Source organism: Mycobacterium sp., from assembly GCF_965230835.1.
GTDB lineage: Bacteria > Actinomycetota > Actinomycetes > Mycobacteriales > Mycobacteriaceae > Mycobacterium.
Map to the genome: position 1 here is coordinate 3244371 of NZ_CBDDLW010000002.1, position 23807 is coordinate 3268177.

General features: G+C 63.9%; 20 protein-coding genes and 1 pseudogene. 9 read left to right on the plus strand and 12 right to left on the minus strand.

What is annotated here, in order from left to right:
* Positions 1-365: 365 nt before the first annotated feature.
* Both ACO07W_RS15345 and ACO07W_RS15350 read left to right on the plus strand, forming a co-directional pair.
* Complete coding sequence (locus ACO07W_RS15345) at positions 366-1592, plus strand: IS110 family transposase (RefSeq protein ID WP_421845748.1); 1227 nt, start codon at positions 366-368, stop codon at positions 1590-1592.
* A gap of 21 nt (positions 1593-1613) precedes the next feature.
* Positions 1614-1892: pseudogene (locus ACO07W_RS15350) on the plus strand (arginine deiminase family protein); the annotation flags it as partial.
* A 75-nt stretch (positions 1893-1967) separates the two neighbouring features.
* On the opposite strand, the gene ACO07W_RS15355 reads toward ACO07W_RS15350, so the two are convergent.
* On the minus strand, positions 1968-3536 hold the full coding sequence (locus ACO07W_RS15355; protein ID WP_421844456.1) for a dolichyl-phosphate-mannose--protein mannosyltransferase: 1569 nt from the start codon (positions 3534-3536) through the stop codon (positions 1968-1970).
* 24 nt (positions 3537-3560) lie between these two features.
* Here ACO07W_RS15355 and rsmI point away from each other — a divergent pair, with 24 nt between their 5' ends.
* Complete coding sequence (rsmI, locus tag ACO07W_RS15360; RefSeq protein ID WP_421844458.1) at positions 3561-4424, plus strand: 16S rRNA (cytidine(1402)-2'-O)-methyltransferase; 864 nt, start codon at positions 3561-3563, stop codon at positions 4422-4424.
* 7 nt (positions 4425-4431) lie between these two features.
* Here rsmI and ACO07W_RS15365 read toward each other — a convergent pair whose 3' ends face one another.
* Positions 4432-5553: a hypothetical protein gene (locus tag ACO07W_RS15365; protein WP_421844460.1), complete on the minus strand. Its 1122-nt coding sequence runs from the start codon at positions 5551-5553 to the stop codon at positions 4432-4434.
* A gap of 123 nt (positions 5554-5676) precedes the next feature.
* Positions 5677-6951: an aminodeoxychorismate synthase component I gene (locus ACO07W_RS15370; RefSeq protein ID WP_421846030.1), complete on the minus strand. Its 1275-nt coding sequence runs from the start codon at positions 6949-6951 to the stop codon at positions 5677-5679.
* A 523-nt stretch (positions 6952-7474) separates the two neighbouring features.
* Between ACO07W_RS15370 and ACO07W_RS15375 the strand changes: the two genes are divergently transcribed.
* A complete protein-coding gene (locus ACO07W_RS15375; protein WP_421844462.1) occupies positions 7475-9166 on the plus strand; it encodes a hypothetical protein in 1692 nt (563 codons plus the stop codon).
* 41 nt (positions 9167-9207) lie between these two features.
* Here ACO07W_RS15375 and metG read toward each other — a convergent pair whose 3' ends face one another.
* Complete coding sequence (gene metG / locus ACO07W_RS15380; protein ID WP_421844464.1) at positions 9208-10764, minus strand: methionine--tRNA ligase; 1557 nt, start codon at positions 10762-10764, stop codon at positions 9208-9210.
* Between the two features lie 19 nt (positions 10765-10783).
* Here metG and ACO07W_RS15385 point away from each other — a divergent pair, with 19 nt between their 5' ends.
* The 5 genes from ACO07W_RS15385 (at position 10784) to ACO07W_RS15405 (ending at position 16862) form a co-directional block, all read left to right on the plus strand.
* Positions 10784-11647 carry a TatD family hydrolase gene (locus ACO07W_RS15385; RefSeq protein WP_421844466.1) on the plus strand — a complete coding sequence of 288 codons (864 nt, stop codon included), beginning with the start codon at positions 10784-10786 and terminating at the stop codon, positions 11645-11647.
* A gap of 162 nt (positions 11648-11809) precedes the next feature.
* Complete coding sequence (locus ACO07W_RS15390) at positions 11810-12937, plus strand: transglycosylase family protein (protein WP_421844468.1); 1128 nt, start codon at positions 11810-11812, stop codon at positions 12935-12937.
* On the plus strand, positions 12910-13863 hold the full coding sequence (gene rsmA, locus ACO07W_RS15395; RefSeq protein WP_421844470.1) for a 16S rRNA (adenine(1518)-N(6)/adenine(1519)-N(6))-dimethyltransferase RsmA: 954 nt from the start codon (positions 12910-12912) through the stop codon (positions 13861-13863). Before ACO07W_RS15390 ends, rsmA begins: the two co-directional genes overlap by 28 nt.
* A gap of 80 nt (positions 13864-13943) precedes the next feature.
* On the plus strand, positions 13944-14903 hold the full coding sequence (locus ACO07W_RS15400; protein WP_421844472.1) for a 4-(cytidine 5'-diphospho)-2-C-methyl-D-erythritol kinase: 960 nt from the start codon (positions 13944-13946) through the stop codon (positions 14901-14903).
* A 324-nt stretch (positions 14904-15227) separates the two neighbouring features.
* Positions 15228-16862: a fatty acyl-AMP ligase gene (locus tag ACO07W_RS15405; RefSeq protein ID WP_421844474.1), complete on the plus strand. Its 1635-nt coding sequence runs from the start codon at positions 15228-15230 to the stop codon at positions 16860-16862.
* A gap of 69 nt (positions 16863-16931) precedes the next feature.
* Here the strand turns inward: ACO07W_RS15405 and pth are convergent, their stop codons facing one another.
* The 8 genes from pth to glmU form a co-directional block, all read right to left on the minus strand.
* Complete coding sequence (pth, locus tag ACO07W_RS15410) at positions 16932-17507, minus strand: aminoacyl-tRNA hydrolase (RefSeq protein ID WP_421844476.1); 576 nt, start codon at positions 17505-17507, stop codon at positions 16932-16934.
* Between the two features lie 12 nt (positions 17508-17519).
* Positions 17520-18182: a 50S ribosomal protein L25/general stress protein Ctc gene (locus ACO07W_RS15415; protein ID WP_421844478.1), complete on the minus strand. Its 663-nt coding sequence runs from the start codon at positions 18180-18182 to the stop codon at positions 17520-17522.
* A gap of 156 nt (positions 18183-18338) precedes the next feature.
* Complete coding sequence (locus ACO07W_RS15420) at positions 18339-19205, minus strand: oxidoreductase (RefSeq protein WP_421844480.1); 867 nt, start codon at positions 19203-19205, stop codon at positions 18339-18341.
* A 183-nt stretch (positions 19206-19388) separates the two neighbouring features.
* Complete coding sequence (locus ACO07W_RS15425) at positions 19389-20027, minus strand: TetR/AcrR family transcriptional regulator (RefSeq protein WP_421844482.1); 639 nt, start codon at positions 20025-20027, stop codon at positions 19389-19391.
* 76 nt (positions 20028-20103) lie between these two features.
* Positions 20104-20790, minus strand: a complete 687-nt coding sequence (locus ACO07W_RS15430; RefSeq protein ID WP_421844484.1) for an LpqN/LpqT family lipoprotein — start codon at positions 20788-20790, stop codon at positions 20104-20106.
* On the minus strand, positions 20787-21155 hold the full coding sequence (gene arsC, locus ACO07W_RS15435; protein WP_421844486.1) for an arsenate reductase (glutaredoxin): 369 nt from the start codon (positions 21153-21155) through the stop codon (positions 20787-20789). The genes ACO07W_RS15430 and arsC overlap by 4 nt, the downstream gene beginning before the upstream one ends.
* Positions 21156-22136 carry a ribose-phosphate pyrophosphokinase gene (locus tag ACO07W_RS15440; protein ID WP_421846031.1) on the minus strand — a complete coding sequence of 327 codons (981 nt, stop codon included), beginning with the start codon at positions 22134-22136 and terminating at the stop codon, positions 21156-21158.
* A 99-nt stretch (positions 22137-22235) separates the two neighbouring features.
* On the minus strand, positions 22236-23735 hold the full coding sequence (gene glmU, locus ACO07W_RS15445; protein WP_421844488.1) for a bifunctional UDP-N-acetylglucosamine diphosphorylase/glucosamine-1-phosphate N-acetyltransferase GlmU: 1500 nt from the start codon (positions 23733-23735) through the stop codon (positions 22236-22238).
* Between the last annotated feature and the right edge of the window lie 72 nt (positions 23736-23807).

The following is a 23807-nucleotide window of genomic DNA, read 5'->3' on the forward strand; positions in this document are numbered from 1 at the left end:
ATCGTTTAGTAGGGATTGGTTACCGGTCCGGGTGTTGGTGACCGGGGCCTGTTTCTTGCGGGATCTGCCGTCAGGTGACGTCTGGTGTTCCCGTCGTTCGACGACTTGAGAAAGAGCGGCGCGTCTGGCGGCAGGTCTTGTCGGGTTGGTGGTGAGATTCCGTTGCCCGAGCCCGTCGCAGGGGTGACTTCCTGATGGTTGTTCTCGAGCCTTGAGCTCTTCGACAGAACGAAGTCCTGCGATGTGCTGGAGTCACGGACGGCTAGTGAGATGACGGACCTTGGAGTCCCGCGATTAGGGCGCCGCGTGAGTCCACCGGTAACGGCGCAACCATCCACCGACGAAAAAGTGAGGACGTCTTGGGCTTGTTTTGTGGAATCGACTGGGCTACTGAGCATCACGATGTTGCTGTGGTTGATGACGACGGGAGGGTGGTAGCCCGTGCACGGCTGGGCAATGATGCGGCCGGGTTCGCGCAGCTGTTGACGTTGCTGGCTGAGGCCGGTGACAGTGCCGCTGATCCGATACCAGTGGGGATGGAAACTGATCGTGGCCTGTGGGTGGCGGCGCTGCGAGAAACTGGCCGGGTGATTTATCCGATCAACCCGTTGGCGGCTTCGCGGTATCGGGCACGGTATGCGGTGTCGGGGGCCAAATCCGATGGTGCCGACGCGGTGCTGCTGGCCAATATTGTGCGCACCGACCCCGGCGCGCACCGCCCATTGCCCGCCGACACCGAGTTGGCCCAGGCGATCCGGGTGCTGGCCCGCGCTCAGCAAGACGCGGTATGGGCACGTCAACACATCGGCAACCAGATTCGCGATGTGCTCAAAGATTTCTACCCGGCGGCCATCACCGCGTTCGCCGACCTGCCCGAGGGCGGGCTGGCTCGTCGAGATGCGCGCACCATCTTGGCTGCTGCACCAACCCCCACCCAGGCGACCAAGCTGACCCCGGCCCGACTGCGCCGACTGCTGGCCAAGGCCGGCCGCCGCCGCCATCTCGACCGTGACATCGAACGGTTGCGGGAGGTGTTCACCGACACCTACCTGCACCAACCACCGGTCGTGGAGAACGCGATGGGTATCCAATTGGCAGGGCTGCTGGGTCAGTTCGAGGCTGCCTGCACCACTGCTGCTGATCTCGCCGAGGCGGCAACCGCCCATTTTGAGCAGCACCCGGACTCCACGATCATCACCAGCTTCCCCGGACTGGGGAACCTGGCCGGTGCCCGGGTACTCGCCGAGATCGGTGATGACCGCGCCCGCTTCACCGACGCCCGCGGACTGAAAGCATTCGCCGGAGCCGCGCCGATCACCCGCGCCAGCGGCAAGAAAACCCTCGTGTTGCACCGCCATATCAAGAACCGGCGCCTGGCCGCCGTGGGTCCCATCTGGGCTTTGGCATCGCTGCGCGCCTCGCCGGGCGCCCGTCGCCACTACGACACCCGCCGCGCCGCAGGAGACTGGAACCACCAAGCCCAACGACATCTGTTCAACAAATTCCTCGGCCAACTCCACCACTGCCTGCAAACCGGCCAGCACTACACCGAACATCTAGCCTTTCCACCTCCTCCCTCGCTCGTGGCTTGACTTTTAACTTCGTGAGATGTCTTTCTCGATGCCGCGGCCACGGCGATCGGGGTCGAGAAGCTGCGTGTTATCGACACCGGGCTCGATCCTGTGGTCGCTGAACGCGAACAGTGGGACGACGGCAACAACACATTGGCGCTGGCTCCCGGTGTCGTTGTCGGTTATGAACGCAATGTGCAGACCAATTCCCGATTGGAAGACGCGGGCATTGAGGTGCTCACCATTGCCGGCTCCGAATTGGGCACGGGCCGCGGCGGGCCCCGCTGCATGTCCTGCCCGGCTGCCCGCGATGCTCTTTGACCAGGGTTGGCATCGTGGCGATGGGCGTGAGCGCTCGCCCACGGCCTTCTCGGAGGTTTCGCTGCGGTGCCCGCCTCAGCGCCAGCTGGGCAGCCAGATCTCCATGTTCCATGTTTGTTGTGAGATCGGTAATCCGGTGAGCACCGGAAACAGCCAGGCGAAGTTCGTTACCACCAGAGCTACATAGCACGACACAACAATCAGCCCCAGAGTCTGCCGCTCGGCGCTCACGCCGCGATCATGACCAGGCTGGTAAAGGATATCGCCGAGGATCAACGCGATGGCCATCACGAGGAACGGGCCCATTGTCGCCGCGTAGAAGAAGTACATCTGCCGGTCGATGTCGGCGAACCACGGCAACCAACCGGCGCAATAACCGACCAACACCACGGCGTATCGCCAGTCGCGGCGCACGAACATGCGCCAGGCGGCATAGATCACCACTGGAACCGCCAGCCACCAGATGGCAGGCGTGCCCACCAGCATCTGCGCCTTAACGCACGACTGCGCGCCGCAGCCGGGAATGTCTTGCTGCTCAATGGCGTAGAGGACTGGCCGCAATGACATTGGCCAGCTCCAGGGTTTGGATTCCCACGGGTGGTAGTTGCCCGCGGAATTCGTGAGGCCCGCGTGGAAGTGAAAAGCCCTGGCCGTGTAATACCAGAGTGAGCGGAGGGCGTCGGGCAGCGGTATGACTCCGTGGCGGCCGATCGACTGGCCTGCTTCGTGCCGATCGATTGCGGTCTCGGATGCGAACCAGGGTGCGTAGGTGGCTAGATAGACCACGAGTGGAATGATCGCCAGCGCATAGGCGGTTGGGGCGGTGTCGCGTCGCAGGGTACCCAGCCACGGTCTGGGAACTTGGTACTGACGCCGGGCCGCCACGTCACACGCTAGCGACATCACGCCGAAGAACAACACGAAGTACAGGCCGGACCACTTTGTCGCGCACGCCAAGCCCAGCAGCACGCCCGCGCCGAACCGCCACCAGCGCACGCCCAGTCGTGGGCCCCAGACTGTAGCGGCGTTGCGATTCTGCACCAGCGCGGCGTGCATGCGTTCGCGGACCTGATCACGATCGACGATCAGTGCGCCGAACGCCGCGACCACGAAAAACGTGAGGAAGCCGTCCAGGAGTGCGGTGCGGGCGGTGACGAAGCTAACGCCGTCACAGATAAGAAGCAACCCCGCGGTGGCTCCGACCAAGGTGGACCGGCTGATCCGCCGCACGATCCGCATCACCAGCGCGACCAGGACCACGCCTAGGAACGCGCCGGTGAATCGCCAGCCAAACCCGTTGTATCCGAAGATGGCCTCGCCGATCGCGATCAGTTGTTTGCCCACCGGGGGGTGAACGACCAGGCCGAATCCGGGGTTGTCTTCCACCCCGTGGTTGTTCAGCACCTGCCAGGCCTGCGGCGCGTAGTGCTTCTCATCGAAGATCGGGGTGCCCGCATCGGTAGGTGAGCCCAGATGCAGGAAGCGAATCACCGTTGCCAGCAGGGTGATCACCGCGGTGGCAATCCAGCCGCGCAATCGGTCTACCGGCCCGAAATCGGCGATTGGCACGATCGGCCCGGGGCTGGCGATTGGGACCGCGCGCTCCTCGGCAACGACGGAGGCTTCTGTAAGCGGGGCGGTCATTACGTCGATCGTAGGCTGTCGGTCATGATTCCTGGTCGCCTGTTGCTGGGTGCGACCCCGCTGGGTCAGCCGTCGGACGCGTCGTCACGGCTGATCGACGCGCTCGCGAGGGCCGATGTGGTGGCGGCTGAGGACACCCGGCGAGTGCGGAATCTTGCCAAGGCGCTGGGGGTCCGGATCAGCGGCCGGGTAGTCAGCCTGTTCGACCGGGTTGAGCCTGCGCGAGTGGCCGCCCTGACTGACACGATCGATGCCGGGGGGACGGTGTTGGTCGTCTCCGACGCCGGAATGCCCTTGGTCAGCGATCCCGGCTATCGGCTGGTTGCGGCATGCGTGGACGCCGGCCTCCCCGTGCACTGCTTGCCCGGGCCCTCCGCGGTGACGACCGCGCTGGTGGTATCGGGCCTGCCGCTGGAGAAGTTCTGCTTTGAGGGGTTCGCGCCGCGCAAGGCCTCGGCGCGCCGCGCATGGTTGGCCTCGCTGGCCCAGGAGCGGCGAACCTGCGTGTTTTTTGAGTCACCGCGCCGGTTGGCTTCGTGTCTTAGCGATGCGGTCGAGCAGCTCGGCGGTGCGCGTCCGGCAGTGATCTGTCGGGAGTTAACCAAGGTGCACGAGGAAGTTGTGCGGGGATCGCTTGAGGAGCTGGCTACTTGGGCGGCCGATGGCGTACTGGGTGAGATCACTGTGGTGTTGGCTGGCGCGACTCCGCGGGCCGACTTGCCGGCGCTGGTGGCGCAGGTAGAAGACCTGGTAGCTCGGGGCGCTCGTGTGAAGGACGCGTGCGGTCGTGTCGCGGCAACCCATCCGGAGGCGCGCTCGCGCCAGCTCTATGATGCGGTCCTGCTGTCACGTCGCCAGGCGGATGAGGCGACCGGGTCGGAACTTTAGGCCCGGTTCACCAAGGGGTGCAGACCCCGATGGGCCCGAAGCCGGGAGTGCAGGCGTGCGTAGGAGCCGGCAGCGGCGGCGGTGCGGGCAAAACAGGGGCTGGGGGCAGCGGTGGCAGGCCCGCTGGCAGCGCGGCTGCTGCAGGCAACGCCGGCAGTCCGGCCGCTGCTGCCGGGAGTCCGGCCGCTAGTGCCGGCAGAGCTGCGGCCAGCACAGTGGGATCCACCCCGGGCAGGCCGGCCGGTAGGCCGGCTGCCAGCAGCAGCGGCAACCCGCCTGCCGCCAGGGCGGTCAGGTCGGCCGGCAACATCGCCTGCAGGGCCGGCAAGCTCGTCGGCAGGCCCACCGCGGCCGCCATTGAGGCGATATCCGCCGTAGAAATTCCGGGCAAGGACGCCAAGCCTGGCACGGCACCTGCCGCCGCCAGTGTCAGCAATTGCTCGGGCGACACGCCCGGCAGGCCGGGCAGTCCTAGAGCTGGCAGACCCCCGCCGGGTAGCGCTGGAGGTAGCAACATGGAGGACAAACCGCCGATTGCCTGAGTCGGGAGCAGCCCGCGGGCCTGCAGGGCATCTACTGCGAGCAGGACGGAACTGACGGCCAGAGCGCTTGAACTCACAATGCCCACCGCGGTGCTCCCGGCGCCCAGGAGCCAGTTCACGGTCCCATAGGCCGCGCTGGTTGCGTCGGGTATGCCGAGCAGCGGGGTTGGATCGGGAAGGCCGGGGATAGCGAGGCCCGGGGCGGACGCGGCGCCGGGAACCGCCGCGTTTGGTAGTGGAGGCACCAGCGGTGCAGCCGGCACGCCCGCGGTGCCAGGCACACCGGGAATTCTCGGGGTCAATATTCCGGGCACTGCCCGGACTGCGCGCGGAGCTAACGCTGGGGCTACCGCCTCTTCGATCGGCTCGAAGGGCGCAGGCACTGGGCGCGCCTCGGCGACTGGTCCGGACACATCCGATACAGTGGCCGTCTCGGGCATGAGGACCGACGCGAGTCGATCGCATTGCTGGCCGGCGCTGCACGTCTCGCGCGGCATACTCGACGGCGTAGACAGCGTCAGTGGTGTTACCGCTAGCGCCCCACCCAGCGCGGCTGCGGCTGCGACGCCGGCGACAGCGACTCTCATGACAGACCCCTCCCAGCGTTCCACGCGATTGACACGGGTCAATTGCTAGAGCTTAAGCCCACCGTCTGCGTGATGTGGCCGTTCGGTGAAATTCCCCGCGCTACGTCGATACAAGTTAGCTGGTCACCCGACCTGAGTTGCACTCGCGGCGGCCCGCATCCCGACGATAGGAGCAGCCTTGTGCAGGCACTCTTCCCATTCGGCGTCGGGATCGGAATCTGCGGTAATCCCACCGCCCACACCGAGTACGGCGTTGCCGGCGGTGTCGAACTCGACGGTGCGGATCGCGACGTTGAGTTCGGACCCGGCGATCGGAGAGGCTAAACCAACCGCACCGCAATATATGCCGCGGCGATGCGGTTCCCATTGCGAAATCAGTTGACGAGCTCTGAGTTTGGGTGTTCCGGTGACTGAAGCCGGTGGGAAAGCGGCTTCGAGTAGCGCCGATGTCGGCAGCTCGACCGGAATCTGCGCTGATACCGTTGAGACCAGGTGCCATACGCCTGGTGCGCGTCGAACCACCAGCAGTTCCGGCACCGTGACCGTGCCGGTGATGGCCACCCGGCCGAGGTCATTGCGAACCAGGTCCACGATCATGATGTTCTCGGCCACTTCTTTGGGCGACGCCCGCAATGCAGACGGCCAAGCGTCTAGCGGGAGGGTGCCCTTGATCGGGCTGGAGGCTACCGCCGTGCCGCGGCGCTGCAGGAAAAGCTCAGGGGACAGCGAGGCGATTGCGCCGTGTTGACCAGCGACAAAGGCTGCCCGGGCCGGAGACGTGCGGGCGATGCCATCGACAAAAAAATCCAACGGTGCCCCCGAGACGCTCCCGGTGAATTGCGTGCACACGCACGCTTGGTAGACCTCACCGGCGGCAATTGCTTCGAGGCAGGACAAGACCCCGCTGCGGTGCGCCGAACGATCTGCCGGTTCCCAATCAACGCGGCACGTTGATGCCGGTACGGTCGCTGGCGCCGGTGTGGCTGCCAGCGCACTGATGAGCCACTCGGGCATCGGTGCGCCGGAGAGGCTCTCGTACCACCATTGCCCGTCGCGGTCGCGGCGCAACACGCAGTCAGTCCAAGCTCCGGCGGCCTCGGGGATTCGGCTCGGCCGACCGTCCGCGCCGCCGTCTGGGTAGGACAGGTAGCCAATCCAGCCGCCGCCCACTACGCCGGAATCAGATCGTTCGCACCGGGCGGGCCCCGCTGGTTCCACGAACGTGTCATCGACGTGCACCGGCTGCACTGAGACACTCGGTGCGATCACAGCTAGCGCCCCGAACCATTCACCGGTCAGCGCGGCCGGCGGTGGCAAATCGAGACGGCTGGTAGCGCAGCCCACGGCGCGCAGCACCTGGGGCGCGCCGCCAAGATCGCCAAGTCGGTCGATTCGCACCGTCATAGCTTGACAGAACGTTGGATTTTCGCACCTTAGGCGTGCTCGGAGCGCTGAGGCCCGCGCTAACTGAACGGCCGGGACGACAGTCCAGAGTGCAGGTGACTGCCGGTCACGCCTCGCAGTGGTTCGTTGCCGTGAGTAGGGTCGACGACGGCCACTTCCGGTGATTTCGCCGTCCGTTTCGAGCCCAACCGAACCGCGCCTGCGTGATACGACTTGCCGGTCAATACAGATGCATGACCTGCCCGAATCCGAGTACACTCAGCAGCCGACGAGGCCAGCCAAGGGTGCCTTTCGACACGCCTGGTGTGTGTGCGAAAGGAGTGGTCGTGAAATGCGTCGCCAGGTGGCATCGTTGCGCAGACGGGACACATTCACACATCGGAGAATTCTGTTGCCGCGTGCCTCAGTGCGGATGGGGGCCGCGACCCCCATGGAGGTGTCGCCACCTGGTGGCGGTATGCCGCTGCCGGCTGCCCGCGAGCCGCTGACGTTCGGTGCTACCTGAATCGCGCAAAGAATGGTTCGAACAATTAGGAAAGACATTCTGGCCGTCGTTGCGTGCGCGGCGTTGGCGCTCAGCGGGTGCGGCAGCAATGAAGACCACAGCAGTCCGATGAGCGCGATGGTGGCTCCGGCAATACCGTCGACAGCGCAGGAGATACCCAACCCGCTGCGGGGCCAGTACGAAGACCTTTTGGAACCGCTGTTCCCGCAGGGCGAACCTGCGCAACAACGTTATCCGGCGTGGCCGGCATCATATGACGCCAGTTTGCGCGTTTCGTGGCGGCAGCTGCAGCCCACGGATCCGGCCACGCTGAGCCCCGACACTCCGGACGATCGCAAGTACGACTTCAGCATGATCGACGATGCGCTCTCCAAACTGGCCGATCGGGGTATGCGGTTGACGCTCCGGGTGTATGCCTATAACTCCTGTTGCAACGATTCTTATGCAGACAACACCAACATCGCGATTCCAGACTGGGTGCGTGCTGTTCCGAATACCAGCACCAGCTTTCCGGGGCCAGCGAGCGGACCAGGGCGCGGGGTGACCCAGGTGGTGCCGAACTTCAATGACCCCACCTATCTGAACGCGTTCGCTGAACTGCTTTCAGCGCTCGGCCGCCGCTACGACGGCGACGAGCGGCTCAGCGTTTTCGAATTCTCCGGATACGGTGACTTCAGCCGAAACCAGATCGCCTATCTGCGCGACACGCTCGGAGCGCCGGGCCCGAAGCCCGAAGATAGCGTTGCGGCCCTGGGGTATTACAGCCAGTTCCGTGATCAGAGCATCACTACCACGTCGATCCGGCGCCTGGTTGCAGCCAACGTCGGCGCATTCCCGCACACCCAGCTGGTGACCAGCCCGGCGAACCCGGAAATTGTTCGGGAATTGTTGGCCGATGATGTGACGAGGGGTCTGTCGGCGCCGGTGGGGATCCGGTCGGATTGTCTGGGGGTTCTCGCGCCCTTGCCGACATGGGCAGAGTCCAGCGGTTCGCACTACGTGCGGACCAAAGACCCGGTCGTCACCGACCTGCGGGAGCGGCTCGCGACCGCGCCGGTGATCACCGAGTGGTGCACTCTGCCAGACGGAACGACGCCGCAGGCGTACTACGAGAAGGGCCTGCACGACGTCATCAAACACCACGTCTCGATGACATCGAGCGTTAATTTCCCCGACCGGTATAAGTCCTCACCGATGGACCCCAAGCTGTACCGGTTGTGGGCGCAAGCGAACGCGACAGCGGGCTACCGCTATTCGGTTGAGGCGCGGCCCGGGTCACAAGCACTGAACGGCACCGTGGCATCGATTTCGGTCACATGGACCAACTACGGCTCAGCAGCAGCTACCGAGAAGTGGGTGCCGGGTTTCCGGTTGGTGGATTTCACCGGGGCGATGGTTCGGACCTTGCCCGCCACCGTGGATCTCCGAGCCCTGGTCTCCGATACCTCAGGAGATCGCAACAGTGACCAGCCGCGGCCCGCCTCGGCCACCGAGACAGTGGACGTTGATCTGGCCGGGTTGCCGGCCGGGCACTACACGTTGCGGGCGTCGATCGATTGGCACCAGCACAAGCCGAACGGTTCGCACGTGGTGAACTATCCGCCCATGCAGTTGGCTCGCGATGGTCGCGACGATTCAGGTTTCTACCCGGTTGCCACGCTTGATATACCGCGCGACGCGCAGACCTCGGCCGTCGCAAAATGAGCAGGTGGCTGAACGTGGTCGAGGTGCGCGGCAACGACGATTCAGTCGGCGTCGGCTTGTGGCTGGTAGCGCGGAAACACCCCGGTGGGCGCGGGCAGCGCAGTGCCGGGAGCCAGCCGTAGGCGTAGTGCGGTGAAGTGCCGCTGATCTTCGGTTTGGCCGAGTAGGTCCAGCAGCTTGGCCGCCGACTCCGGCATCACAGGCGCAACCAGCAGTGCTGCGATGCGGACCGCCTCGCAGGTGATGTAGAGCGTGGTGCGGAACCTAGCCTGATCGGCCTCCGATTGGCTCTTGCGCAGCACCCACGGCTGTTGAGCTGAGAAGTACCTATTCGCCTCGCCGAGCATCAGCCAGATCGCTTCGAGGGCCAAATGCATCGCCTGTGCGTCGAAATGAGTCCGGACCCGTTCCAACAAGCCGTCAGCCGTTGCCAGCAGCTCGGTGTCGGCATTGGTGAACTCGCCGGGTTCTGGCACTAACCCGCCTAGGTTTTTGGCCACCATCGACAACGAACGTTGGGCTAGGTTGCCGAGTTCGTTGGCAAGGTCGGTGTTGATCCGCGTAATGATCGCTTCGTCGCTGTAGCTGCCGTCCTGGCCGAACGGGATCTCCCGCAGCAGGAAGTAGCGGACTTGGTCAACGCCGAACGTTTCAACGAGTGCCATCGGGTCGACGGTGTTACCCACCGACTTGCTCATTTTCTGGCCGCGATTGTGTACGAAACCGTGCGCGAACACCCTTCGCGGCAGCTCGATTCCGGCTGACATCAAAAAGGCTGGCCAGTAGACGGCATGAAACCTGATGATGTCCTTGCCGATCATGTGCAAGTCGGCGGGCCAGTAGCGGGCAAACAATTCCGAGCCGATGTCGGGGTACCCGGCCCCGGTCAGGTAATTGGTCAGTGCATCGACCCAGACATACATGACATGGTCGCGATGCTCGGGTACCTGCACCCCCCAGTCGAATGATGTGCGGGAGACGGACAGATCGTGCAGTCCACCCGCCACGAAACTCATCACTTCATTGCGCCGAACTTCGGGCGCGATGAAATCGGGGTTCGCGCGGTAGTGGGCCAGCAGCTTGTCTGCGTATGCCGAGAGCCGGAAGAAGAAGGTCTGCTCCTCTGTCCAGCTGACCGGAGTGCCGGTCTCGACGGCCACGCGGGATCCGTCGTCGAGGAGCTGGGTTTCTGATTCCACGAAGAACCGCTCGTCGCGTACTGAGTACCACCCGGCGTAGGTGTCTAGGTAGATGTCGCCGGCTGCAACCATCCGCCGCCAAATTTCCTTGGATGCCTCGTGGTGGTCTGCGTCGGTGGTTCGGATGAACCGGTCGAACGAGATATTCAGTGTTTCCTGCATTCGTTGGAATACGTCCGAATTGCTTCGGGCCAAGGCGGCGGTCGGGACACCCGCCGCCGCGGCGGCCTGCGCGACTTTGAGGCCGTGTTCGTCGGTTCCGGTGAGAAACCGGACATCGAAGCCGTCGAGTCGCTTGAACCGGGCAATCGCGTCGGTGGCGATGTATTCGTACGCATGACCCACGTGCGGTGCCGCGTTGGGATAGGCGATCGCGGTGGTGACGTAGTAGGACTTCATCGGGAGTCAACCCTATTGTGTGCGCGTGAGCTCCAACCGCGCGGCCAAACGCGAAGCGCCTCCCGCTCCCGAGCCTCTGGCGCCCTTGATCGATGCCCATACTCATCTCGACGCGTGTGGTGCGACCGACCCCGACGGGGTGCGGGCAATCGCTGACCGTGCTGCGGCGGTGGGTGTGGGTGCAGTGGTGACCGTCGCTGACGATATGGATGCTGCGCGCTGGGTGACGAGGGCGGCCGAGTGGGATCCGCGGGTTTACGGTGCGGTGGCGTTGGACCCTACGCGCGCAGACGCGTTCACCGAGGCCGCGCGGGCTGAGATCGAGCGGCTGGCTGTTCATCCACGAGTCGTGGCCGTCGGCGAGACCGGAATGGACATGTACTGGCCAGGTCGGCTTGCTGGCTGCGCGCAACCGGAGGTGCAGCGGGAGGCGTTTGCGTGGCATATCGACCTGGCCAAGCGGATTCAGAAGCCGCTGATGATCCACAACCGCCAGGCCGACCGTGAAGTGCTCGACGTCCTTCGGGCTGAAGGCGCACCTGAGACTGTGATCTTTCACTGTTTCTCGTCGGGTCGTGAGATGGCTCGCCTTTGTGTGGACGCTGGATGGTCGCTCAGCTTGTCTGGGACGGTGAGTTTCCGCAACGCGCGTGACCTTCGGGACGCTGTTCCGGTGATACCTTCGGAGCTGCTTTTGGTGGAAACTGATGCGCCTTTTTTGACCCCGCACCCCTACCGCGGTGCAGCGAACGAGCCGTACTGCCTTCCCTACACCGTGCGGGCCTTGGCTGAGCTGGTTGATCGCTCTGCTGACGAACTGGCCCGAGCGACCACCAGCAATGCTCGTCGAATCTACCGACTTGGCGAACACCCGAACCGTTGACTTTGACATGCCGCCGACACCACCGCGATGGAGTTGCTCAACATTGGTGGGTTCGTTACCGTCTTGTGACCGGACGAATGGCCGCAGGTTTCGTTCGGCGCCACTGACCGTACCGGCTGCCAATGTCGTTTCAGTTGCTGCAGAGATCGGGGTAGACCCACATTGAATCTGTTGACGAAACTTCATCAGACTCCATCGCCGATGTTGCGTGTCGTCGTCGGCGCGTTACTGCTGGTGCTGACGTTTGCCGGCGGCTACGCGGTCTCTACCTGCAAGACTGTGACGTTGACGATCGACGGAACCTCGATGCGGGTGACCACGATGAAGTCTCGGGTCATCGACATTCTGCAGGAGAACGGTTTTGCCGCAGACGAGCGCGATGACTTGTACCCGGCAGGTGACGTGCTGGTGGGCGACGCTGACACCATCGTGCTACGGCGCAGCCGGCCGCTGGCGATCTCGGTAGACGGTCACGCCCCCAAGAAGGTTTGGACGACGGCGGCCACCGTGGATGAAGCCTTGGCCCAGCTTGCGATGACCGACAAGGCCCCAGCGGTGGCTTCGCGCGGCAGCCGGGTTCCACTTGCGGGGATGGCACTGCCAGTCGTGAGCGCGAAGTCGGTACAGCTAAACGACGGTGGTGTGGTGCGCACGGTGCACCTGCCGGCGCCGAATGTCGCGGGGCTGCTTGCGGCTGCAGGCGTGCCACTATTGCAGAGCGACCAGGTGGTGCCTAAGGCTTCGACGCCGTTGATAGACGGTATGCAGATTCAGGTCACGCGGAACCGGGTGGAGAAGATTACCGAGCGCGTGGCGCTGCCGCCGCCTGCTCGGCGTATCGAAGACCCGGACATGAACATGAGCCGGGAATTCGTTGAAGACCCGGGTGTTCCGGGCACCCAGGACGTCACGTTCGCGGTGGCTAAGGTCAATGGCGTTGAGACCGGCCGGTTGCCTATCGCCAATGTGGTGGTGACTCCAGCGCGCGAAGCGGTGGTGCGAGTGGGTACCAAGCCCGGCACGGAAGCGCCTCGGATAGCTGACGGATCAATTTGGGATGCCCTCGCCGGTTGTGAGGCCGGCGGGAACTGGGCGACTAATACCGGCAACGGTTTCTACGGAGGTGTGCAGTTCGACGAGGGAACCTGGGCGGCCAACGGCGGGCTGCGCTACGCACCCCGCGCTGATCTCGCCAGTCGTGAAGAACAGATCGCCGTCGCTCAGGTGACGCAGCAACGCCAGGGGTGGGGCGCCTGGCCGGTATGCAGTGGACGGGTGGGGGCGCGCTGACTATCAAACTGCTCGGGCGCACCGAGATCAGGCGGCTGGCCAGAGAACTTGAACTCCGGCCGCGGAAGTCGCTCGGGCAGAATTTCGTTCATGACGCCAACACGGTTCGCCGGGTGGTTTCAGCGTCCGGGGTCGGCCGGTCCGATCGGGTCCTTGAGGTGGGACCGGGCCTCGGGTCTCTCACATTGGCGCTGCTCGATCGCGGCGCTGCGGTCACTGCCGTCGAAATCGACCCACTGCTCGCCGGCCGGATGCCGCAGACCGTAGCTGAGCATTCGCACAGCGAGGTCCAGCGGCTGACGGTGCTGAATCGCGACATCATGACGCTTCGCCAGGCAGATCTGTCTGACGAGCCGACGGCGGTGGTTGCCAATCTGCCGTATAACGTCGCGGTTCCCGCACTGCTGCATCTGTTTGCCGAATTTCCGTCGATTCGCGTCATGACGGTGATGGTGCAGATGGAAGTCGCCGAGCGGCTCGCTGCGCAGCCGGGCAACAAGGACTATGGCGTACCCAGCGTCAAGCTGCGCTTCTTCGGCGGAGTCCGGCGCTGCGGCACTGTTTCACCGACAGTTTTCTGGCCGATTCCGCGGGTGTACTCCGGGCTGGTGCGCATCGATCGGTATGCGACGCCGCGCTGGCCGACTGACGAAGCCTTCCGCCAGCAGGTGTTCAACCTCGTCGATATCGCCTTCGCGCAACGGCGCAAGACGTCGCGTAACGCTTTTGTGGAGTGGGCGGGCTCTGGCAATGAGTCGGCGAACCGCCTGCTTGCTGCCAGCATCGATCCCGCCCGCCGCGGTGAGACACTGTCTATCGACGATTTCGTGCGGCTGCTGCAACGCTCCGCTGGCCCCGCCGGGACAACCCAGGCCCGTAGGGGCACAACGCTGGGCCAGGTTTCAGGGCGTGCTTCTGCCAGCTGAGGGCCGCTGGCAATGGTTGTCACCTGGGCTATCGGGGCGTCACTGTGTGCTGGGGTAGTTGTAGCAGATAGTCTGCTGCGGTGTCCGCGTCTGACGGCAGTACCGCAGCGCAGTGGGTGCCCACCGGGTCGGCCACCGTTCGAGTGCCGGGGAAGGTCAATCTCTACCTCGCGGTCGGCGATCGCCGCGAGGATGGCTATCACGAACTGACCACGATATTTCAGGCCGTCTCGCTCGTTGACGAGGTCACGGTGCGTAACGCTGATGTGTTGTCACTCGAGCTGGTCGGTGAGGGCGCTGACCAACTGCCGACCGACGAACGCAACCTCGCCTGGCGGGCGGCCGTGCTGATGGCCGACCACGTTGGCCGGGCGCCAGACGTTTCGATCATGATTGACAAGTCCATTCCTGTTGCCGGTGGGATGGCGGGCGGTAGCGCGGACGCCGCGGCGGTTTTGGTGGCGATGAACGCGTTATGGGAACTGAATTTGCCTCGTCGAGACCTGCGTATGCTCGCAGCCCAGCTGGGCAGCGATGTGCCGTTTGCGCTACACGGCGGTACCGCTCTGGGGACCGGTCGCGGCGAGGAGCTGGCGACGGTGTTGTCCCGAAACACTTTCCATTGGGTCCTGGCATTCGCTGACGGTGGGTTGCTCACCCCGGCGGTCTTCACCGAGCTCGACCGACTCCGGGACACGGGGAGGCCGCCGCAGCTTGACGAGCCCGGGCCGGTGCTAGCAGCTTTGGCTGCGGGTGATCCGGAGCAGCTGGCGCCGCTCCTGGGCAACGAAATGCAAGCGGCCGCGGTCAGCCTGGATCCGGCTTTGCGACGGGCTCTGCGCGCCGGTGTCGAGGCGGGCGCGTTGGCCGGCATTGTGTCTGGATCTGGTCCGACGTGTGCATTCTTGTGTGCCACTGCGCCCGAGGCGATCGATGTCGGTTCCCAGCTCTCGGGGGCGGGTGTGTGCCGCACGGTCCGAGTCGCCAGCGGGCCGGTGCCAGGTGCCCGCGTGGTACCGACACCCACAATCGAAGTGTGATATCTGACTCAAAGCGCGCGGGATCTTGGCAGATACTTAAGAAATGTTTAAGATAATCGGCGGTGACGGCCAGCGATGACCAAGCGCGGATGATTCTCAGATCCGCCGGGAACCCCGGCGGACGATCGAGGTATCTGCACCGAACCAGTATCGTGGGGCCGGGCTATTGCAGGTCGTATGGCCGGGCGGGGGCGGCTGATTATGACTATTTCGAGATGCAACTGCTCCCCAACTGTGCACGCGCGCCTGTCGCAAAGTGGCGACGAACAGGCGGAACATGAAAGCCCGGGCCTTGGTTAGGGCGCCTGAGCCGAGGAGGTTCTTGTGAGCAGGTTTACCGAGACGTTGTTCCGCAACGCGCGGGAGAGCAGCAAGGGCATGGTGACCGGTGAGCCTCATACCCCGGTTCGCCACACCTGGGCCGAGGTACATGAGCGGGCGCGTCAAATAGCCGGAGGGTTGGCTGCTGCCGGTGTCGGCCACGGCGACGCGGTCGGTGTGCTCGCTGGGGCGCCGGTAGAGATCGCCCCGACCGCTCAGGGTCTGTGGATACGAGGCGCCAGCCTGACCATGCTGCATCAGCCCACGCCGCGAACTGACTTGGCGTTGTGGGCCGAGGACACCACGACCGTGATCGACATGATCGAGGCCAAAGCGGTCATCATTTCCGATCCCTTTATGCCGGCGGCTCCGGTGCTCGAGGAGCGCGGCATCAAAGTGTTGACCATTGAGAAGCTGCTGGAATTCGATCCGATTGACCCCGTCGAGACCGGCGAGGACGACCTAGCGTTGATGCAATTGACGTCTGGCTCGACCGGGTCTCCCAAAGCTGTTCAGATAACCCACCGCAACGTGTACTCGAATGCTGAGGCGATGTTCGTCGGCGCGGAGTACGACGTCGAGAAAGACGTGATGGTCAGCTGGTTGCCGTGTTTCCACGACATGGGCATGATCGGCTTCTTGACGGTGCCCATGTATTTCGGCGCCGAATTGGTCAAGGTCACCCCGATGGACTTCCTGCGCGACACGTTGCTGTGGGCGAAGTTGATCGACAAGTACAAGGGGACGATGACCGCCGCCCCTAACTTCGCGTACTCGTTGTTCGCCAAACGGCTGCGTAAACAGGCGACGCCGGGCCAGTTCGACCTGTCCACTCTGCGCTTCGCGTTGTCGGGTGCGGAGCCGGTGGATCCTGCAGATGTCGAAGATCTGATCGACGCGGGCAAGCCGTTCGGGCTGAGCTCAAAAGCGATTCTTCCCGCCTACGGCATGGCTGAGACGACGCTGGCGGTGTCATTCTCCGAGTGCGGCGCGGGTTTGGTGGTCGACGAGGTCGATGCCGACCTGCTGGCCGCACTGGGCCGCGCAGTTCCGGCTACTCGGGGCAACACCCGTCGGCTGCCTTCGTTGGGACCGCTACTGGAAGGTCTGGAGATGCGCGTCGTCGGAGAAGACGGCACCGTGCTGCCTTCGCGCGGCGTCGGGGTCATCGAGCTGCGTGGTGAACCGTTGACTCCCGGTTACATCACGATGGGTGGGTTCATGCCGGCTCAGAATGAGCACGGTTGGTATGACACCGGCGACCTGGGTTATCAGATGGAGAACGGCCACGTCGTGGTGTGTGGCAGGGTCAAGGACGTCATCATCATGGCGGGCCGGAATGTCTACCCGACCGACATCGAGCGGGCCGCGGGCCGAGTCGAAGGGGTACGCGCGGGTTGTGCCGTGGCTGTGCGACTCGACGCTGGACACTCTCGCGAGACCTTCGCTGTGGCTGTGGAGTCGAATGCCTTCGAGGATCTCGCTGAAGTCCGCCGCATCGAGCATCAGGTGGCTCACGAGGTGCTTGCCGAGGTTGACGTGCGGCCACGCAACGTTGTGGTTCTCGGTCCGGGCACCATTCCGAAGACGCCGTCTGGCAAGCTGCGGCGCGCAAACTCGATCACTCTCGTCACCTAGACGGTTGGTGCGCACACCGAGGCCACGACTACAGCACGGACGCATTGGGCAAGATGCTTGAGCCGGCTCTCACCACGCGTGGACGCGGTTTTGCGCGGGCTCTAGTCCTAGCTCGATGAGCGACTCGGTGGCGTCGGCCGCCTGTTCGCAGATCGCCGGAACCGTGGTTCGCTCGGCCGTGGTGAAGTTCTCTAGCACAAACGCCGCGGGATCTTTGCGGCCCGGTGGTCGGCCGATTCCGATGCGCACTCGCTGAAAGTCTTTGGTGCCCAGTGCGGCCGCCACCGAACGCAGCCCGTTATGGCCGCCCTCGCCGCCGGCTAGCTTCAGCCGGATACGGCCGAAGTCGAGGTCGAGTTCGTCGTGTATGACGATGATGTCGGCTGGCGATATGGAGTGGAACTTCGCCAGCGGCCCTACCTGTCGGCCAGATTCATTCATGTAGCAGCGCGGCTTGGCCACCAGCACAGCGTGTCCGGCTAGTCGTCCGGTCGCGACTTCGGCCCCGGAACGCTTGTGCACCTTGAATCTTGAACCCAGTCGGGCAGCGAGCAGATCGGCCACCATGAACCCGAGGTTGTGTCGGGTTTTGGCGTAGCTCGTTCCTGGGTTGCCCAGGCCGACCACCAACAGCGGCTCGGCCACGTTGCGAGCCGCCTACTCGGATTCGTCGGTGGCCTCGCCGCCGCCGGACGCTTCTTCGCCTTCTTTGGCGGCCTCCCCGGTTTGGGCTTCCTCGCCCTCGGCCGCGAGCTCTTCGCCCGTTGGCGCGTTCACAACGTTGACCACCAGCAGTTCCGGGTCGGAGACGAGGTTGACGCCACGCGGCAACGGGATTTGTCCGGCGGTGAACTGAGTGCCGGGCTCGGCGCCTTCGATAGACACGCTCAACTGCTCCGGGATCGACAGGGCCTCGGCTTCGATCTCGATGGAGTTGGTGTCCTGAGTTACCAGGGTGTCTGGTCCAGCCTCACCCTCGATGACGACCGCGACATCGACGACGACCTTCTCTCCGCGGCGCACGATCACCAGGTCGGCATGCTGAATGTTGCGGCGAATCGGGTGGATGTCTACCGCCTTCGTCAGCGCCATCTGCTGCTTGCCGGCAATGTTGAGGGTCAGCACTGCATTGGTGCCGGAGTTTCGCAGCACGGCCGCGTAATCATGCGCAGGCAACTCCAAATGCTGCGGCTCGGCGCCGTGACCGTACAGAACCGCGGGAATATTGCCGGCACGCCGGGCTCGCCGAGATGCGCCTTTGCCGGTCTGGGTGCGCACCGTCACGCTCAGCTGGTTGTTGGCCGTGTCAGATTTAGCCATATGTCGCTCCTGTGTGCTCGGTGCCAAGGTGTGTGGCGGGCACGGCTAGGTTCGCGACAAATTGTCGGCCTCCGTCGATAACGGTGCTCTGGAATTCTGTGGGAATCCGCTGGCTACCCTCGCCGTGACGCCTGGCCAGGCTAGCGCATCAGCACCTCAGAGCGGAAATTCGGTGCCGGTGAGCTGCTCGGATAGTTCCCAGAGGGCGGTGGCGGTAGTTTCGTTTCGCGCCCGCCGACTGCGGCCGACCGGCTGAGTGCGGCCCAAGATCCCGAATCGGGGGCCGATGTAGGTGTTGCCAGGCAGATCCTGCGACGCCGCATACAGCGTTTGGCGGGCGCCGAAATCGGAATCGGTGGCCATCCGGGCGCTGGCCGACATGAATGCATCGCCGAGCTTGCGGCCAGTGTGGCCCTGCAGGTTGGTGCGCGAATAGCCGGGATGAGCGGCCAGTGCACGCAGCGGTGAACTCACCGCGTCGAGGCGCCGCTGCAGCTCGCTGGTGAACAGGAGGTTGGCGAGCTTCGATTGGCCGTAGGCTCCCCACCCGGAGTAACGCCGGGATTTCCAGTTCAGGTCTTCGAGGTTGATGCGGCCTATACGGTGCATTATCGAGGACACCGTTACCACTCGGTTGGCAAGTTTGGGAAGCAACAAGTTGGTCAGTGCGAAATGCCCCAGATGATTGGTACCGATCTGGCTTTCCAAGCCGTCGACAGTCAGCGTGTACGGGGTGGCCATGATGCCGGCGTTGTTGATCAGGACGTCGACGTCGACGATCCCATCGGCGAATTCGCGGATCGATGACAGATTTTGCAGGTCGAGTTGACGCACCTCGACATCGCCGCTCATCTCCAGCGCTGCGGCTGCGCCCTTATCAGTGCTCCGGACCGCGAGGATGACCTTGGCGCCGCTGCGGGACAACTCGCGGGCTGTCACTGCGCCCAATCCGCTGTTGGCGCCGGTAATGATCGCGGTGCGTCCGGTGAATGACGGGAGCTCTGCGGCGGTCCAACCGGTCATACAGATCTACCCTAGGGCCGACTTCGCCGCGCGACCAGCAGCTGTCGGCGCGGCCAGGATGGCCGAGCGCACCTCGGCGGCAGTCGGATTGCTATCGGCAGCAACCAGGGTCCACTGGTCGCGCCGGTCCGCACCGCGACCAGTTTGGGGTGGCAGCTGGATCGGCGTGATTGACGTTGGGCACTAAGAAGGCGATAGCCTCGCCAACTCGCCCTTCAACAGCTGCCGCACCGACTCGGCTGCAGTGTCAATCTGTTCGTGGCTTCCGATATAGCCGGCGTAAAAGGTCAAGCCGCATGCCACGACCATCAATGTCTCGATCAACGCCGCGGTATCGATATCGCCGGTGAGTTCGCCGCGTTCTATCGCATCGTTAACAGCCCAGATCAGAAATTCTCTGGCGGCGCGCACAGTATCGTTGCCGTTTGGGCTCAGTTCCGGATGCCGCTGCGATTCCAGCACGTCGGTGGCCAGAAGCGCAGCCGCCGACGGATTGCGGGAATTGGCTTCCACAGCGACGTCGATGATCGTGCTGATCCGCGCAGCCAGGCTTGTCTCGCGAAGAGCCCGTTCGATGCCTGCCTCGACGACGAGTTCGTTGGTTCGGTCCACCACCTCCTGGTACAGGACCCGTTTGTTGGCAAAGTAGTGATTGATGGCTGGCCGGGTCAGGTCGGCGCAGCTGGCGATTTCCTTGAACGTGGCTCCGTCGTAGCCGCGTTGGCTGAAAACGTAACGCGCGGCGCGCACAATGCTTTTGCGCGTTTCGTCTGCGGCGGCCCCGAAGGGGCGACCGGGCCCTCGTTTACCAGAAGTCCTCACAATTGGAGTGTGCCATTACTGGCTGGCGCATCGGCAGTTGTGATGATTATCACGTTCGGTGGTTGCTTGTCGGGTGCTATCTGGCTGACACAACGAATCCACCGATGATCTGCTCGATGTCGGACGCATGCTCCACCGCCTCGTCGGCCAGACTGGTTATGGTGAGTTGAACGAGGTAGCGCTGGTTGGCGGGCGGCGGGCCGGTAGGGATGACGACCCGGTTCCATGTATGCAGTCGGGTTCCCTCAACGTCGTAGCTGCCCTGGATCATTGATGATGGAAACCCGTTGAAGTCTGCTGTCGAGGAATCCAACTCGGCAAAGTTCCGGGTCAGCTGGGCGTCGGCGTTGCCATGCTTGATCGCTTCGGCAACATCGAAGTCTCCGCGTAGCGTAAACGCCATCAGCATGGCCGTCGGGTACGTGCCGCCCTTCGAGATCATCTCCGTTTCCGGGGTGATGTTCGGATTGTCGTGCGGCCCCCAGCCGGAGGGCGTGGGGATCGACACAGTCAAGTCGGTGAGGGTGTTCGGTGCCACCTGTTGTCCGGCGACCCCGACGCTTTCCAGGTATTTCCATAACGGTACTGGTGTTGTTGTCGTCGTCGGAGCGGCGCCGGTTGTCGAACTTGTGGTCCACACAGACTGATAGTCGGGGGCCTTCGGCGCGCACGCGACCACCGACAGCGTCAGCGTGCCGACCACCGCGGCTGCCGCAGACCAGTTAGCGGTCCGGCGACTCGCCCCGTTGCGGCTCGTCGTCACAGAATCTCGCGGACCACGTCGACCGGCCGAGCCAGCCGGGTGCCCTTCGGTGTGACGACAAACGGCCGCTCGATGAGGATCGGGTGCTCGGTCATTGCGTCGAGCAGTTGCTGATCGGTGGCGGCTTCGAGGTTGAGTTCGGCATACAACGGTTCCCGCCGACGCACGGCGGTGCGTACGTCAATGCCGGCAGCGCGGATCATGTCGGCCAATTCGTCACGGGATGGTGGTGATTTCAGGTACTGGATGATCGTTGGCTCGAAACCGTTGTTTCGCAACAAATCCAGTGTCTTACGAGACGTACTGCATTTGGGGTTGTGGTAGATGACTGCATTACGCGGCGCGCTGCTTTGATCCGCTGCCATCTATGCGTCTCCGTCGAATAATCCTGTGACTGAACCGTTTTCGAATACCGCCCGGATAGTGCTGGCCAGCAGCGGTGCGATGGACAAAACCGTGAGCTGGGGAAACCGTTTTTCTTCGGCGATGGGAAGCGTATTGGTGACTATCACTTCGCGGGCACCGCATGCGGCCAGGCGCTGTGCTGCCGGGTCGGACAGCACACCGTGAGTGGCGGCAATCACTACGTCGCGTGCGCCGTCATCGTGCAATAGCTGCACGGCGCCGGCAATGGTGCCGCCGGTATCGATCATGTCGTCGATCAAGACGCACGTGCGTCCCGCCACGTCACCGACAACGCGGTTGGATACCACTTGGTTAGGCACTCGCGGGTCACGCGTCTTGTGAATGAAGGCAAGCGGTACGCCGCCTAATGCATCGGCCCATTTCTCGGCGATTCGCACCCGGCCGGAATCGGGGGAGACCACAACCATGTCGCCGCACGGATAGTTGTCCCCGATGTAGCCGGTGAGCAGGTTCTGGGCGCGCATGTGGTCGACGGGGCCGTCGAAGAAACCTTGTATTTGATCGGTGTGCAGGTCGACGGTGACGATCCGGTCAGCGCCCGCGGTTTTGAACAGGTCGGCGATGAGTCGCGCGGAGATCGGTTCGCGGCCGCGGTGCTTTTTATCCTGGCGACCGTAGGGATAGAACGGCACTACGGCGGTGATCCTTTTGGCGCTGCCGCGTTTGAGCGCGTCAATCATGATCATCTGTTCAACCAGCCAGGTGTTCACCGGCGCCGGATGCGATTGCAGGACGAATGCGTCACATCCGCGCACCGATTCGTGGAAGCGCACGAAGATCTCGCCGTTAGCGAATTCCCGCGCCGTCTGCGCGGTCACGTGAACGTCGAGTTCTTTGGCTACTTGTTCGGCCAGCTCCGGATGTGCGCGGCCGGCGAAAAGCATCAGGTTTTTGCGATTATCGGTCCAGTCGTGGCTCAACGTGCCGCCCTCGCCGTTTCGGGATCGGAATAGGGAATGAAAACCCATCGTACGTAAGCGCTGAGTCCACAATTGTCGCCGGGTTGGTGGGCAGCGAGTTCATTGCGTCTGGTCGGGCTGGGGCGGCTCTGGTGCGGTCGTGGACGTCTTTTCGGCGGCTTTCTTGCCGACCTGATCGGCTGCCTGAGCGGATGCGCTGTCGGGCCGGTTGCGCTGGACCCAGTTTTCGATGTTGCGTTGGGCACCGGCCGACACCGCCAGCGCTCCGGGCGGGACATCGTCGCGGACCACCGTGCCGGCGCCGGTATAGGCGCCGTCGCCGACAGTAACCGGTGCCACGAACATAGTGTCCGACCCGGTGCGGACGTGCGAGCCCACCGTTGTACGGCGTTTTGTCATGCCGTCGTAGTTCACGAACACACTCGATGCACCGATATTGCTGTGTTCGCCGATGTCGGCGTCGCCCACGTAAGTCAGGTGCGGCACCTTCGTTCCGGAACCGATGTTGGAGTTTTTGGTTTCGACGAACGCGCCGAGTTTGCCGTCGGCTCCCAGCAGGGTGCCCGGCCGCACGTAGGTGAAGGGGCCGACAGCGGCGCCGGCTCCGATCGATGAAGACGTACCGTGGGTGCGGACCACTGAGGCATCCTGGCCAACTGTGACGTCGGTGAGGGTCGTGTCTGGGCCGATCACACAGCGACCGCCGATCTGGGTGCGGCCGTGTAGCTGGGTGCCGGGGTGTATGACGGTGTCGCGGCCGATCGTGACGTCAACGTCGATCCACGTGGTAGCGGGATCGACTACGGTGACCCCGGCCATCTGGTGAGTGGCCACAATCCGGCGGTTGAGTTCTGCACCCAGGTCGGCGAGTTGGACGCGGTTATTGACGCCCGCCACCAAAGCGCTGTCCTCGACGTGCCGGGAATGCACGGTTTGACCGTCCCGGCGCAGGATGGCGATGACGTCGGTCAGATAGAGCTCTTGTTGTGCGTTGTTGGAGCTCAGCTGGCCCAGGGCCGACCGCAGCGCGGCGATGTCGAAGGCGTAGACGCCGGCGTTGACTTCGCAGATAGCTCGCTGCGAGGGTGTCGCGTCGGTCTGTTCGACGATCGCCATCACTTCGTTGTCCTGAGTGCGCAAAATACGGCCATAGCCGTGCGGATCGTCCAGGGTCGTGGTCAGCACGGTCACGGCGGCTGAGGTCGCATTGTGGGCATCGACCAGGTCGGCAAGGGTGTCAGCGTCAAGCAGCGGGGTGTCGCCCGCTGCGACGACGACTACGCCGGCGTAATCCTCGGGCAGCTCGGACAGCCCGCAGCGCACCGCGTCTCCGGTTCCGCGGGGTTGATCTTGCAGCGCGACGTCGATCGTGCGTGCGAGGTTCTCGGCTAGCCCGGCGACCAGCGGAGCGATGCGCTGGTGATCGTGGCCCAGCACTACTACCAGATGGCGCGGTGCGAGCTTGGTCATGGTGTGCAGGGAATGCGACAGCATGCTGCGCCCACCAAGGGTGTGCAACACCTTCGGGATGTCTGACCGCATCCGAGTGCCGGGCCCGGCCGCCAAGACCAGGACCGCAGTGTCGCCACGCAACGTCATCGACTCTCCTTAAGTTGGCTTTCACTTACCCAAACGTCAGGGTGGCGTGCTGACACGTCGTCCAGGGTGTCA

Excerpts from the sequence above, each read along its gene's own strand:
- ACO07W_RS15415 (WP_421844478.1), bottom strand. The coding sequence starts at position 18,182 with ATGGCTAAATCTGACACGGCCAACAACCAGCTGAGCGTGACGGTGCGC.
- ACO07W_RS15420 (WP_421844480.1), bottom strand. The coding sequence starts at position 19,205 with ATGACCGGTTGGACCGCCGCAGAGCTCCCGTCATTCACCGGACGCACC.
- metG (WP_421844464.1), bottom strand. The coding sequence starts at position 10,764 with ATGAAGTCCTACTACGTCACCACCGCGATCGCCTATCCCAACGCGGCA.
- ACO07W_RS15355 (WP_421844456.1), bottom strand. The coding sequence starts at position 3,536 with ATGACCGCCCCGCTTACAGAAGCCTCCGTCGTTGCCGAGGAGCGCGCG.
- rsmA (WP_421844470.1), top strand. The coding sequence starts at position 12,910 with ATGCAGTGGACGGGTGGGGGCGCGCTGACTATCAAACTGCTCGGGCGC.
- arsC (WP_421844486.1), bottom strand. The coding sequence starts at position 21,155 with ATGGCAGCGGATCAAAGCAGCGCGCCGCGTAATGCAGTCATCTACCAC.
- ACO07W_RS15365 (WP_421844460.1), bottom strand. The coding sequence starts at position 5,553 with ATGAGAGTCGCTGTCGCCGGCGTCGCAGCCGCAGCCGCGCTGGGTGGG.
- ACO07W_RS15375 (WP_421844462.1), top strand. The coding sequence starts at position 7,475 with ATGGTTCGAACAATTAGGAAAGACATTCTGGCCGTCGTTGCGTGCGCG.
- glmU (WP_421844488.1), bottom strand. The coding sequence starts at position 23,735 with ATGACGTTGCGTGGCGACACTGCGGTCCTGGTCTTGGCGGCCGGGCCC.
- rsmI (WP_421844458.1), top strand. The coding sequence starts at position 3,561 with ATGATTCCTGGTCGCCTGTTGCTGGGTGCGACCCCGCTGGGTCAGCCG.